The organism is Jeotgalibacillus soli (genome assembly GCF_000829435.1).
GTDB classification, from domain to species: Bacteria; Bacillota; Bacilli; order Bacillales; family Jeotgalibacillaceae; genus Jeotgalibacillus; species Jeotgalibacillus soli.
In genome coordinates this window covers 557,509-571,054 of record NZ_JXRP01000009.1, presented here as the reverse complement: position 1 = coordinate 571,054, position 13,546 = coordinate 557,509, and the positions used below count along the sequence as shown (strand labels likewise).

At 43.2% G+C, this 13,546-nt stretch carries 14 protein-coding genes; 1 reads left to right on the top strand and 13 read right to left on the bottom strand.

Annotated features, from left to right (window positions below; translation table 11 throughout):
- Positions 1 to 38: 38 nt before the first annotated feature.
- The 11 genes from prmC to KP78_RS05695 form a co-directional block, all read right to left on the bottom strand.
- Entirely contained in the window at positions 39 to 905 is an 867-nt protein-coding gene (gene prmC, locus KP78_RS05745; RefSeq protein ID WP_041086976.1) for a peptide chain release factor N(5)-glutamine methyltransferase, read from the bottom strand.
- On the bottom strand, positions 889 to 1,971 hold the full coding sequence (prfA, locus tag KP78_RS05740; protein ID WP_041086975.1) for a peptide chain release factor 1: 1,083 nt from the start codon (positions 1,969 to 1,971) through the stop codon (positions 889 to 891). Before prfA ends, prmC begins: the two co-directional genes overlap by 17 nt.
- A gap of 53 nt (positions 1,972 to 2,024) precedes the next feature.
- Positions 2,025 to 2,489 (bottom strand): hypothetical protein, encoded by a 465-nt coding sequence (locus KP78_RS05735; RefSeq protein WP_041086974.1) that lies wholly within the window; start codon positions 2,487 to 2,489, stop codon positions 2,025 to 2,027.
- Between the two features lie 53 nt (positions 2,490 to 2,542).
- Positions 2,543 to 3,160 carry a thymidine kinase gene (locus tag KP78_RS05730; protein WP_041086973.1) on the bottom strand — a complete coding sequence of 206 codons (618 nt, stop codon included), beginning with the start codon at positions 3,158 to 3,160 and terminating at the stop codon, positions 2,543 to 2,545.
- A gap of 346 nt (positions 3,161 to 3,506) precedes the next feature.
- Entirely contained in the window at positions 3,507 to 3,707 is a 201-nt protein-coding gene (gene rpmE, locus KP78_RS05725; protein ID WP_041086972.1) for a 50S ribosomal protein L31, read from the bottom strand.
- A gap of 131 nt (positions 3,708 to 3,838) precedes the next feature.
- Entirely contained in the window at positions 3,839 to 5,131 is a 1,293-nt protein-coding gene (gene rho, locus KP78_RS05720) for a transcription termination factor Rho (protein ID WP_041086971.1), read from the bottom strand.
- Between the two features lie 262 nt (positions 5,132 to 5,393).
- Positions 5,394 to 6,356, bottom strand: a complete 963-nt coding sequence (gene glpX, locus KP78_RS05715; RefSeq protein WP_041086970.1) for a class II fructose-bisphosphatase — start codon at positions 6,354 to 6,356, stop codon at positions 5,394 to 5,396.
- 81 nt (positions 6,357 to 6,437) lie between these two features.
- Complete coding sequence (locus KP78_RS05710; protein WP_041086969.1) at positions 6,438 to 7,724, bottom strand: UDP-N-acetylglucosamine 1-carboxyvinyltransferase; 1,287 nt, start codon at positions 7,722 to 7,724, stop codon at positions 6,438 to 6,440.
- 179 nt (positions 7,725 to 7,903) lie between these two features.
- Positions 7,904 to 8,545: a fructose-6-phosphate aldolase gene (gene fsa / locus KP78_RS05705; RefSeq protein WP_041086968.1), complete on the bottom strand. Its 642-nt coding sequence runs from the start codon at positions 8,543 to 8,545 to the stop codon at positions 7,904 to 7,906.
- A 216-nt stretch (positions 8,546 to 8,761) separates the two neighbouring features.
- Entirely contained in the window at positions 8,762 to 9,619 is an 858-nt protein-coding gene (locus tag KP78_RS05700) for a class II fructose-bisphosphate aldolase (protein ID WP_041086967.1), read from the bottom strand.
- 189 nt (positions 9,620 to 9,808) lie between these two features.
- Entirely contained in the window at positions 9,809 to 10,174 is a 366-nt protein-coding gene (locus tag KP78_RS05695) for a response regulator (protein WP_041086966.1), read from the bottom strand.
- Positions 10,175 to 10,385: 211 nt separating this feature from the next.
- Between KP78_RS05695 and KP78_RS05690 the strand changes: the two genes are divergently transcribed.
- Positions 10,386 to 10,907, top strand: coding sequence for a DUF2529 domain-containing protein (locus tag KP78_RS05690; RefSeq protein ID WP_041086965.1), 522 nt, complete (start codon positions 10,386 to 10,388; stop codon positions 10,905 to 10,907).
- Positions 10,908 to 10,994: 87 nt separating this feature from the next.
- Here KP78_RS05690 and KP78_RS05685 read toward each other — a convergent pair whose 3' ends face one another.
- Positions 10,995 to 11,981, bottom strand: a complete 987-nt coding sequence (locus KP78_RS05685) for an ABC transporter permease (RefSeq protein WP_041086964.1) — start codon at positions 11,979 to 11,981, stop codon at positions 10,995 to 10,997.
- Entirely contained in the window at positions 11,971 to 13,488 is a 1,518-nt protein-coding gene (locus KP78_RS05680; RefSeq protein WP_041086963.1) for a sugar ABC transporter ATP-binding protein, read from the bottom strand. The genes KP78_RS05685 and KP78_RS05680 overlap by 11 nt, the downstream gene beginning before the upstream one ends.
- Between the last annotated feature and the right edge of the window lie 58 nt (positions 13,489 to 13,546).

The window sequence follows — 13,546 nt, the reverse complement described above, 5'->3', positions numbered from 1 at the left end:
GTGGACGATCTGTCATTTTTTTAAACGTAGGCTATCCATTACGCTTTTATTCGACAAAATACCATTCGATCCTTACCGTTAATATCATGCACAATTTCAACCTCTTCTTGTGGAAAAGCTTTTTTTAGCATTTGCTGGACTTTCTGCCCCTGTCCTGCCCCTACTTCAAACCCAATCAACCCCGGACTATTCATTCGTTCTGGCAATTGCTCACACATTTTACGATATAATACGAGCCCCTCTTCATCTGCAAACAATGCTTGATGAGGCTCATGCTTTACTACAACATCCGACATCGTTTCGCGGTCTGCATAAGGAATATAAGGGGGATTGGATAACACGATGTCCAGTTTTTTTGATCGATCAAGAGGCCGAAGTAAATCCCCTTCTAAAAATTCCACGTCCGCTCCAAGTGATGCAGCATTATTTTTTGCTATTGTTAATGCTTTTGTGGATAAATCAACTGCCTTGACCTGCCACTTTGGACGTTCAAGCTTTAAAGTGACGGCAATGGCTCCGCTTCCTGTGCCGATATCTGCTGCGAGAAGCTCGGCTGACGCAGGGAAAAGCACATCGGATCGCTCAAGTGCATAAAAAATAAGCTCTTCTGTTTCCGGACGTGGAATGAGAACATCTCCATTCACCTTAAACATCCGGCCAAAGAACGATTCAAATCCAATAATATACTGCACGGGAATACCATTTGCATGCCTTTGAACAGCTTGTTGAAATCGTTCAAAATCTTCAGCATGCAGTTCATCCCGCATGATCATAAACAGCGTCGTTCGATTTATTTTTAGTATATCCAGCAGTAAAAGCTCTGCTGCATGCGCCTCGCGTCCATGCTCCCCTAAAAAAGAAGAAGCCCATTTTAGGGCCTCATATACTTTAAAAATTTTCTCCATTATTTAAGGTCTCCATTTTTTGGGATTGCTCTTCCATAATGAGCGCTTCGACAACTTCATCAAGCTTACCTTGCAGAATTTGGTCAAGCTTTTGAATCGTCAAGCCAATCCGGTGATCCGTTACACGGTTTTGTGGGAAATTGTACGTCCGGATCCGTTCAGAACGATCTCCAGAACCAACTGCTGACTTACGCACAGCATCGTATTCCGCTTGTACTTCACGCTGGAATTTATCATATACACGAGCACGAAGCAGCTTCATCGCTTTTTCTTTGTTTTTGATTTGGGATTTCTCATCCTGAATGGACGCCACGATTCCTGTAGGGATATGCGTCAATCGTACCGCAGACATCGTCGTGTTAACCGATTGTCCGCCAGGTCCACTGGAAGCAAAAGTATCTACGCGAATATCTTTATCGTGAATTTCAATTTCAACCTCTTCTGTTTCCGGTAAACAAGCTACTGTCGCTGTAGACGTATGAATGCGGCCGCCTGATTCCGTTTCAGGGACACGCTGTACGCGGTGTGCACCGTTTTCGTACTTCATTTTTGAATAAGCTCCATTGCCGTTAATCATAAAGATGATTTCTTTGTAGCCGCCGACACCCGTCGTACTCGCTTCAATTACTTCCGTTTTCCACCCTTGTGACTCCGCAAAGCGACTGTACATACGATAAAGGTCGCCTGCAAACAACGCTGCCTCATCTCCGCCTGCAGCACCGCGAATTTCCATGATTACGTTTTTATCATCATTAGGATCTTTGGGAATCAATAAAATACGGAGTTTTTCTTCTAATTCTTCGATTTCCCTTGAGAGCTCATTTACCTCTTCTTTGACCATCTCGCGCATGTCTGCATCAAGCTTGTCATCAAGCATTTCCCTTGCTTCCTGATATTGCTCTTTTGCTTCTTTATACTGACGGTACGCTAGGACAGTGTCTGTTAAATCAGATTGTTCCTTTGAGTACTCACGCAGTTTGTTATTGTCACTAATGACTGTTGGGTCACTAAGCATTTCATTTAATTTATCATAGCGGTCTTCTACAGATTGTAATCGATCGAACACTTTTCTTCACCTCTTAAATTAGTATATAGGAAGAAAAGTTTGTAAACAATCCCTTAGCTGAAGTGACCCGTTATTTGTTTACTGGCCGGAGTGCTTCCCACCATTTCCACATTCACGATATACCTAGGCAAAGCGTTCTGTAATGCTTGAATGAGCTCTGATGGATCCACACCCGTATCATCTACTCGGGAAACTGTCGCATGAAGCTCTTCACCAGTGATGCTGACCGAATTAAGCTGATAGCCTGGGTGAAGGGCAATCACCTCGGCCACTTTTTCTTTATCCTGTGTGTAACGTCCTTTTTCAGCTGTAATATCCGTAATATTCGGATTTGTGTCATAAGGCAATCGTTCTTCAGCTTCCTCACGCTTATGGGCTCTTTCTTCCAGTGAATCGTTGTCAACGAAGTCCTGTCCGTCTTGATCTTGACCGCTTGTAAACATCGAAGGAAGACCTCCGCTGCCGCAGCCTCCTAAAGGGATTAACATGAGTCCAATGATCAATATTTTTTTCAACATAAAAACACCTCCCACTTAAGTTTTTACTTAAGCAGGAGGTGTTATGCATCTTACTATTGATGCTTTGCAGCTGATGTTTCAACGATAGCGCTAACCCCATTTGGAACCGCATGGTGATGCCTGCAGCGCGGTTCATAGGCCTCAGAAGCACCTACTAAAATGATTGGGTCATCATATCCTGCAGGCTGTCCCTCAATAAGACGCTGGGTTCGGCTGGCAGGGGAGCCACAGACAGCACATACTGCTTGAAGCTTGGTCACTTGCTCCGCTAATGCCATTAAGTGCGGTACAGGACCAAATGGTTCTCCTCGAAAATCCTGATCGAGTCCAGCCACAACAACGCGGTAGCCTTTATTGGCTAATTCCTGTACCACCTCAATAATTCCTTCATCAAAAAATTGCACTTCATCAACTGCAATTAAATCTGCTTCCGGAGTCACCTGTTCCAAAATTTCAGTGGATCGTTCAACCGGCACGGCGATCACAGAAGCCCCATTATGTGACACAATCGCTTCTTCACTATATCGGTCATCTAACTTCGGTTTAAACACATGAATACGCTGCCTTGCAAACTGAGCTCTGCGCACTCGTCTGATCAATTCCTCCGACTTACCCGAAAACATACTCCCACAGATGACCTCTAGCCAACCTGATTGTTTCATCACATACATGAGACATCCTGCTCCTTTTTATATACTGTTTCTACCGACGCTTTTGTTCGCTAAAGGGGTCAGACCCCTTTAGCGAACAAAAGCACTCGCATACACTGATAGATCAACGTTTTATGTAAAAAATAAAAGAATGATCTCCTTTGTTGTTCGTTGTAAATGGGAGTCATTCGTCTTTTACTATCATTCGTTTGTTGGATCTGAAATTATTCACTGATTGCCATTTTACTGAAGTTTACAAACAGAAACAAGGGGGAATCGACTCAGTCCGGCAAATCCCCCCATATTTTTGTCATTTTTCGCACAAAAAAACAGGCAAGACAGTAGCCTTGCCTGTTCTGATTTACAATTACTTAAGACCGTATTTTTTGTTGAAACGATCAATACGACCATCTGCTGCAGCGAATTTTTGACGGCCTGTATAGAATGGGTGACACTCAGCGCAAACCTCAACACGAATGTCCTCTTTTACAGATCCAGTTTCGAATTCGTTACCACAAGTACAAGAAACTTTTGCTGTCTTGTGATTAGGATGAATACCTGCTTTCATCTCTTTCATCTCCTTCCGCCCTGAACCATCTGGAACAGAGTAAGTAATTACAAGAATAACATGTAATAACACGCTTTTCAAGCGCACTGCTTGTATTATATCAGCAGCTCTTCATATAGGCAACCGTCATTTTATTTATTGCGGCTTGCAGAACTGCTGTTTTGGTGGACCTTCATTTCTTCATTCAAGTTCTCAAAAAACTCTTCATTGGACTTGGACAGGCGAAGCTTACGCATAAAGCGTTCTGCAAAGTCATGAGAATCAGACAACGCACGGCGAATGGCCCATAGCTTGTCTAAGTGACCTGCTGGAACAAGAAGCTCTTCTTTTCTTGTACCGCTTCTGCGTATATCGATTGCAGGGAAAATTCGACGCTCTGCCAGGTTGCGATCCAGATGCAATTCCATATTTCCTGTTCCTTTGAACTCTTCATAAATCACTTCATCCATACGAGAGCCTGTATCGATAAGTGCGGTTGCAAGAATGGTTAAGCTCCCGCCTTCTTCGATGTTACGTGCAGCACCAAAGAAACGCTTTGGACGGTGGAAAGCAGCTGGATCAATACCACCTGAAAGTGTACGTCCGCTTGGAGGAATAACAAGGTTATAGGCACGTGCAAGACGCGTAATACTATCCATCAAGATAATCACGTCACGTTTATGCTCAACAAGACGCATCGCCCGCTCCAAAACAAGCTCCGCTACTTTAATATGGTTTTCAGGAACCTCATCGAAGGTTGAACTCACAACATCCGCCTGAACTGAACGCTCAATGTCTGTTACTTCCTCTGGGCGTTCATCAATTAAAAGCACAATTAGCTCTGCTTCAGGGTGATTAGTCGTGATTGAATTGGCAATTTCCTTTAGCAGCATCGTTTTACCTGCCTTGGGAGGGGCTACAATTAATCCACGCTGACCGAATCCGACAGGCGAAATCAAATCGATAATACGTGTTGATAATGCCTTCGGCAGTGTTTCCATTTTAATTTGACGATCGGGATATAATGGAGTAAGCGCCGGAAAGTGAACGCGTTCCTTCGAGGTTTCAGGATCGTCACCATTGACTGCTTCTACATGCAGCAGTCCAAAGTAGCGCTCGTTTTCCTTAGGAGGACGAACCTTGCCTGATACTTTATCGCCATTTCGCAAATCGAAACGACGGATCTGGGAAGCAGAAATATAAATATCTTCCGAGCTTGGAGAATAATTAATTGGACGAAGGAAACCGAATCCTTCTGACTGAATAATTTCAAGAACACCTTCCATGAAAAAGAAGCCTTCTTGTTCTGCTCTAGCCTTTAAAATCGCAAAAATTAATTCCTTTTTCGTCAATTTACTATAGTAAGAAACACGATATTCTTTCGCCAGCTCATATAATTCTTTGAGTTTCATATTATCAAGTGACGACATTTTTAATTCTTCCATTAGTACACCACACTTTATCTGTTTTTCAGTTTTCTATCTAGCTTTGTATTAGTGAGAAAATTGGATTGGTAAGGGTTTTTTGCTAGAAGAAAAGAGGGTTGATTCATTGAATCGTTGAAATGGTCAACATTCGGCTGTTCGATGTAATAAACCATCCCTATTTTACCCATAATTGAGGTCACAATCAATGTTTAATGAGGAAGAAGCTTCGACATTCTATCAGAGAACGTGTCGAAGCTTCTTAATCTTAGGCAATTACATCCTATTTCATTACTAGGTTTGGTTTCTTATTCAGGCTGTGTGTTCCTTCAACAAATCGGATCGTACCCGATTTCGCACGCATAACCAGTGAATGGGTTTCACCATATGTTCCTTTAAATTGAACCCCTTTAAGGAGCTCCCCATCCGTTACGCCAGTAGCAGCGAAAATCGCGTCATCTCCGCGTACAAGGTCTTCCATCAGCAAGATTTTGTTTACGTCGATATTCATCGCTTTACAGCGTTCTGCTTCTTCGTCGTTCTGAGGGATCAGCTTGCCTTGAATTTCTCCGCCTAAGCATTTTAAACCTACCGCAGCAATAACTCCTTCTGGAGCACCACCTGAACCAAACAAGATATCTACACCCGTGACATCAAAAGCCGTGTTGATGGCTCCTGCAACATCTCCATCATTAATGAGCTTAATTCTAGCGCCTGCACTTCTTAGCTCTTCAATGATTTTTGCATGGCGCGGGCGATTCAAAATCGTGGCAACCACGTCTTGAATATCTTTGTTTTTGGCTCTTGCTACTGCCTTAAGGTTGTCCAAAACCGATGCGTTAATATCAATTTGACCAACAGCTTCCGGACCAACTGCGATTTTATCCATGTACATATCTGGTGCATTAAGCAGATGCCCATGATCAGCTACTGCTAAAACGGCAAGAGCATTCCAGCCGCCTGATGCAACAATATTCGTGCCTTCCAACGGGTCCACAGCTACATCCACTCTCGGTCCATATCCTGTGCCGAGCTTCTCTCCAATGTAGAGCATAGGCGCTTCGTCCATCTCGCCTTCACCAATTACAACGGTCCCCTTCATCGGAATGGTATCAAACACATCTCTCATAGCCGTCGTGGCAGCGTCATCCGCCTCATTTTTAAGTCCTCTTCCCATCCATCTGGCAGAGGCAAGGGCTGCTGCTTCCGTGACACGTACTAGCTCCATTGATAAACTACGTTCCATGTGATCCATTCCCTTCTGAACTTTTTATCCAGGGATTAGTATAACACATTAAACCTTTAATGTGTTATACTATTTTTTCCTTCACGTGTTTTTCACTTGATCAAGCTCTTCTTCTGTCATTTTCTCCCGCCAAACCACAGCACCGAGCCCTGTTAATTTCTCAACCAGATCACTATAGCCGCGATCAATATGATCAAGTCCTGTTACTTCCGTAATACCCTCTGCCATTAAGCCAGCAATCACAAGTGAGGCCCCGGCTCTGAGGTCACTCGCTTTCACTTTGGCTCCCTGCAGCTTTGTTACTCCATAGACAATGGCTGAACGTCCTTCTGTTTTGATGTTGGCATTCATTCTTCTGAGTTCATCAATATGCTTGAAACGTGCAGAATAGATGGTATCCGTTACGACAGACGATCCTTCGGCACGGGTTAGAAGCGTTGTGAAAGGCTGCTGCAAATCAGTTGGAAAACCAGGGTATACAAGCGTTTTGATGTCTACTGCTCGAAGCTTGTCAGATTTTCCGATATAAATCGATTCATCTTCCACTGTAATCGGCACACCCATTTCACGAAGCTTTGAAATCAATGATTCCATATGAAGAGGAATCACGTTTTCAACTGTTACACCATCTCCTGCAGCGGCGCCAAGAATGATATAAGTACCTGCTTCAATTCGGTCAGGAATAATGGTATGTTGTGTTCCGCTCATTTCTTCTACACCATCAATTCGAATGACATTTGTGCCTGCTCCTTTAATCCTTGCCCCCATATTGTTAAGCAAGGTCGCCACATCAATAATCTCAGGCTCTTTTGCTGCGTTTTCGATGATCGTTTGCCCTTTCGCCCTCACAGCAGCAAGCATGATATTGATCGTTGCACCTACACTCACAACGTCTAAATAAATGCGTGCACCGATTAATTCATCTGCCCGGAGATAAATGGCACCTTGTTCATTCGTAACTTTGGCACCGAGGGCTTCAAAGCCTTTTATATGCTGATCAATCGGCCTGGGCCCAAGATGGCAGCCTCCAGGAAGTCCGATTGCTGCTTTTTTGAAACGTCCCAGCATCGCGCCCATTAGGTAATAAGACGCTCTCAGTTTCTTTACTCGGCCACTAGGCAGAGGCATTGCTACCATTCCGGATGGATCAACACGCATTTCACCATCTTGAAAGACAACGCTTCCACCTATTTCCTCCAACAGTTCTTGAAGTGTCCTCACATCCGAAATGTCCGGCAAGCCTTCAATAATTGTTGGGGAGTCTGCCAAAATAGTCGCTGGGATCAACGCAACAGCACTATTTTTTGCTCCGCTGACTTTTATGGTCCCCTTTAACGGGTGACCCCCTTCAATTTTCAGTTTCTCCATGGCTGAAGCTCCTTTCGCTATTCCTAGAAGGAAGAATCGCGAATTGGTTTGCTGCAATTTTTGGTGTAATCATGCTATTCAACAATTCGACCCTCACCACACGATGCTTCTTTGATGACTTTCCCTTAGTATGTGCACATTAATCCCAATAATGTGAAAGAAATGGTAAGTTGACAAAATTATTTTTGTGCATTCCAATCGTTTAGAAATGCTTCGATTCCTTTATCTGTCAATGGGTGATGGAACAGCTGTTTCAATACTTTTAATGGGCAAGTAGCGATATGCGCCCCTTTTAAAGCAGCAGCAGTGACATGTTGAGGATGACGGATGGATGCTGCGATAATTTCCGTCTGGATATCATGGATGGCAAAAATATCGGAAATGGTGTCAATTAATTCAAGCCCATCATGGCCGATATCATCCAATCTTCCAAGGAATGGCGATACGTATGAAGCTCCTGCTCTTGCAGCTAGAAGGGCTTGGTTCGCACTGAATACCAGCGTAACATTCGTTTTAATTCCTTCTTTTGCTAGAGCCGCAACCGCCTGCATTCCATCTGGTGTCATGGGGACTTTAACGGTGATATTGGGTGCAATTTTAGCTAATTCTAGACCTTCCTCAATCATTCCTTTTGCATCTAGCGCAATGACCTCAGCGCTTACCGATCCATCTACCAAATTGGTGATTTCACGCAAGCGATCATGAAATGTAATATTTTCTTTTGCTACTAAAGTAGGGTTTGTTGTTACTCCTGCAACGATTCCCCATGAATGCGCTTCTCTAATTTCATCCATATTTGCCGTATCAATAAAAAATTTCATCTTTGCATCCCCTATTCTTGACTAAATTTTCAAATAATTCTCTATGAATGAAAAGGCTGACTCCAAAAACAAGACTCAAATAGGGTGATCAATTTCGAGCGAAATATACACGCTTTTACATACGATCAGCCTATTTGATGTCCGGCTCTTTTCAATGAGTCAGCCCCTCAAATGATTTGACTCAATTCCTTATATCGTGGAAACCGAGGTAATCAATTACGCTTTGTTTGAAGAACCAAATTCACGCATTTTACCAGCAACTGTTGTTTTAATTGCTTCGCGAGCAGGTCCTAAATATTTACGTGGATCATATACTTCAGAATCAGCCGCTAATACTTCGCGAACTTTTTTCGCGGAAGCGATTTGATTTTCTGTGTTTACATTAATTTTAGCCGTTCCAAAAGAGATCGCTTTTTGGATATCTTTTGTAGGAATTCCTGTTCCTCCGTGAAGGACAAGCGGAACACCAGTAGCAGCGCCGATTTCTTCCATTTCTTTGAAACCGAGGTTTGGTTCACCTTTGTAAGGACCGTGAACAGAACCTAATGCAGGCGCTAATGTGTCGATTCCAGTACGCTCAACAAGCTCCTTACATTCTGCTGGATCTGCGTAGATAACGCCATCAGCGACAACATCATCTTCCTGTCCGCCAACTACTCCTAGCTCAGCTTCGACAGAAACTCCCTTTGCATGGGCATACTCAACTACTTTAGAAGTGGTTGCAATATTTTCTTCAAAAGGACCGTGAGAAGCATCGATCATGACAGAAGTAAATCCTGCTTCAATCGCCTGGACACATTTTTCATAGCTAGAACCGTGATCCAAGTGGATCGCAACAGGAACAGTGATCTTCATGTCTTCAAGAAGACCTTCTACTATTTTTACAACTGTTTTGAATCCGCTCATGTAACGAGCAGCACCCTCAGATACACCAAGAATAACAGGGGATTTTTCTTCCTCTGCTGCTTGAAGAATCGCTTGAGTGAACTCAAGGTTGTTCAAATTGAATTGACCAACTGCATATCCTTCTTCTTTTGCTTTATTTAACATGTCTGTCATAGATACTAAAGGCATACTGTTTGTTCCTCCTTATATTTAAGTGATGTAATCGCTGGAATCCAGGAATATGTATGTGCATATCCTTGTGACTCAACAAATATTTTCACTTGTATCATATCAAAAAATACGCCTATTGACTACGTTTCACACTTATTTGTGAAAAATCCCACAATTAAAGCGGTTTCAATAGCGCGGGTTCAATTATTATGCCCCTTGCAGCAGATATTTCTTCACTGCCTGACGAATATCATCAATATCAAACGGCTTTGCAATATGTGTAAGAGCTCCCAAATTCTTTGCTTCTTGAATCATATCCAGCTCACCATATGCGGTCATGATGACAACACGAATATCCGGCACCTTTTGCTTCATTCGCTTAAGAATTTCAATTCCGTCCATTCCCGGAATTTTCATATCAAGCAGCACTAGATCAGGATCTTCTTTAAGTAAAGCCAACGCCTCGTGGCCATTGGCAGCCTGGTACGTTTTGTAGCCCTCTTTGTTTAACACTTCATTAAGTAAAATCCGGATGCCAAACTGATCATCCACGATCAAAATTTTCTCTTTCAACTTTTCCACCCCATTAAAGATAATCAGACATCTATGCCTGCTATTTTTTTCACTGTTTTTTATTTTTCTTACTTTATTATGGTATATTCTACAGTTATTGCACAACTCCTGCTAATTTGCTTTTTTAATAAGAAAGAATCGTTTTACATACTTCGACAATAAAAGCTATAATGAAACGCAATTAATGGTTCACGGAAAGGAATGTTGAACGATGTTGAAGATGTTTACCACACAGCTATCCGGATTATTAACAAGGCTTCACAGCAAAGAAGAGGCTGAGTTAGAAAACGGTGCCCGTCTCCTTGCACAAGCAGCCGTAGGTGAAGGCATTATTTATATAAAGGGCTTTAATGAAATGAAGGGTATCGCTGCGGAAGCCATTCATGGAGAGGAACCGCTGCAAAGCGCTCAGGCGCTGCTGAATGCAGAAGAACTAACGATTGCGGATCGCGTGCTGCTTGTTACACGCAGATCTACTGACGCAGAAGCCATTCAGCTTGCACAGCAGCTTACGGATCAATTTATTCCATTTGTCGTTATCTCAGGCGCCGTAAAGGATTCCGAACATGACCTTGTATCACTTGCTGATGTCCACCTCAACACACAGATCATCAAAGGAATTCTTCCAGCTGAAGATGGCACGCGATTTGGATTTCCATCCAGTATTGCTGCTCTTTATTTGTATCACGGTCTGAAGTTTACCATTGACGAGATGATAGAGGATTATGAATAAAATAGATCTCTAGCTGAACATTCCTAACAAATGAAACAGGCAAGCAGGCTCCATTTTCCCCTGGTCCCGCTTGCCTTTCTTTTATCCTTATACAGCTTTTCTTTTTGCATATACATACGTTACGGCAAGCGCCAGAACGAGCACGCCGCCTTTGACAATATCAAAAGCATAGTATGGTAAATTCATCATCGTCAGCCCATTTAATAAAACCCCAATTAGAACCGCTCCAAAGAAGGTTCCGATGACATTTGGTCTCCCCGCTCCAAAAACAGAGAACCCAACAAACACGGCAGCTACCGCTTCCATTAACAACGGTGCTCCTGCATCCATTTGACCGGATCCAACACGAGCAGCAAACAGAATTCCAGCAATAGAGGCAAATACCCCGGCGATCATGTAAGCAATCATTTTCACCTTTCCTACACGAATACCTGACAGTCTTGCTGCTTCTGCATTTCCGCCGGTCATGTAAAGGATTCTTCCCCATCTTGTATGATGCAAGAGAAAATAGACAAGGGCGATTAAGCCAATCATGAGCCAAACAGGGACCGGCAGCCCTAAAATATGCCCCTGTCCAAGCCATAAGAAGCTGTCGTAAAAGGCACCCGGCGCTATCGCTCCGCTTGTCAGCGGCATGTTATTGTAAATGGAGTAGCCTTCCGTATAGGTACGGTGAATCCCTGCAACAATATACATCGTTCCAAGGGTAACAAGTAAATCTGGAATGCCCAGTTTTACGATCATTAATGAATTCCAAAGCCCAACCAGCATTCCAACAGCAATCGGCAGAATGATCACCAGCCACAGCGGCAGCTCGTACCAGACCATAAATGATGCTGTTACTACTGTGACGAGCGACATCGTCGAACCAACAGACAAATCAAAGCCGTTGACGATTAACGTGAACGTTACGCCTAACGCTAGAATGGTCACGATGGATATGGAGCGTAAAATATCCGTTATATTTCCATATGTAAAGAAATAAGGACTGTACAGACTAAAAACTAAAATGACGACAGCCATTAACAGCACTGCCCCGTATTTAAATAGAAAATCGATGATCTTATCTTTCATTTGTTCCTTCCTTTCCACCACTCGCATACAGCAAGATCCGGTCCTGCGTCACCTCATCAGGCGAGAGTTCTTTGACAATGGTTCCATCGTACATGATTAAAATGCGATCGGATACGCGGATCACTTCGTCTATTTCACAGGAGAAATAAAGCACCCCTTTTCCTTGCTCGGCAAGATTATCAATCAGACGAAAAATCTCTGCTTTGGCTCCTACATCCACACCCTTTGTTGGTTCATCAAAAAGAAAAACCTTCGCGTCGCCAAGCAGCCATTTACCAATCGCTACTTTCTGTTGATTCCCTCCACTCAGACTGCCGACCACTTGTTCACTATGCTGTGCCTTAACGTGAAGACGGTCTATAACGGAGCTTGCTTCTGCTGTTTCTTTCTTTTTTTGGATCCATAGCCATTTAAACCATTTTTTCAAATGCGGAAAACTTGTATTAACTCGAATGGATTCTTCAATAAATAATCCTTCTTTTCTTCGCTCCTCAGGAATCAACGCAAAGCCCGCTTCAATGGCATCAACCGGGTGTTTTAGCCTCAGGGGCTGGTGATTTAGATGAATCTCTCCCTTTATTTTTTGCTGCATGCCGAATAATGCTTTTGCTGTTTCTGTTTTTCCTGCTCCTACAAGTCCTACAATTCCGACTACTTCTCCAGACGAGACGGAAAAGCTCACATCCTGAACGATTCCTCCATCTGATAGATGACTTACACGCAGCAGCTCATCCCCAACAGAAGATGATCGGGAGCCACGATCCAGCTGTTCATCCAACGTACGTCCAAGCATTATCTGCACCATTTCTTGCGGACTTGTTTGCGCTGTCTCGGCTGTTTCGATCGTTTTCCCATCCCGCATAACCGTTATCCGATTGGATAGTTCAAAGATCTCCGGAAGACGATGTGAGATAAAAACAATTCCAATTCCTTCGTTCTTTAACTGATCGACTACACGAAAGAAATGCTTTGTTTCTTCGAGGCTAAGAGGAGCTGTTGGCTCATCAAATAATAATATGCGTGCGCTTTGACTTGTCGCTCGCGCTATAAGCACCATTTGTTTTTCTGCAAGGGTTAGCTCTGCTGGCGTTTTTGCTGAATCAAGCTGAACGTTAAGCTTAGCCAGTATTTTTTCCGCCTGTTCATTTAGTCGTTTTTTTGATACGAGCACTCGCTTGTCCGCTACTATTTGATCCATCGCGATATTTTCAGCCACTGTCATATCCTGTACAAGCGAAGTATCCACTTCTTGGTATACACAATGGATCCCTGCTGCCTTTGCATCTGCAGGAGAGTTTATTGTGACGGGCTTTCCATCAATCTCGATTGATCCTTTTTCCAAGCTATATGCACCTGTTAAAATTTTCATTAGGGTACTTTTCCCGGCTCCATTTGCTCCAATCAGTGCGTGAACCTCACCTGAAATAAGCTCAAAGGAGGCTTTTTCCAGTACACGCACAACGCCAAACGACTTATCAATATCCTTCATTTGGAGTAATTTGCTCATCGTTTTGTCCTCCCATGGCTGAAAGCTGATGCAAAAAAATCGCACCAGCTTCCATTTT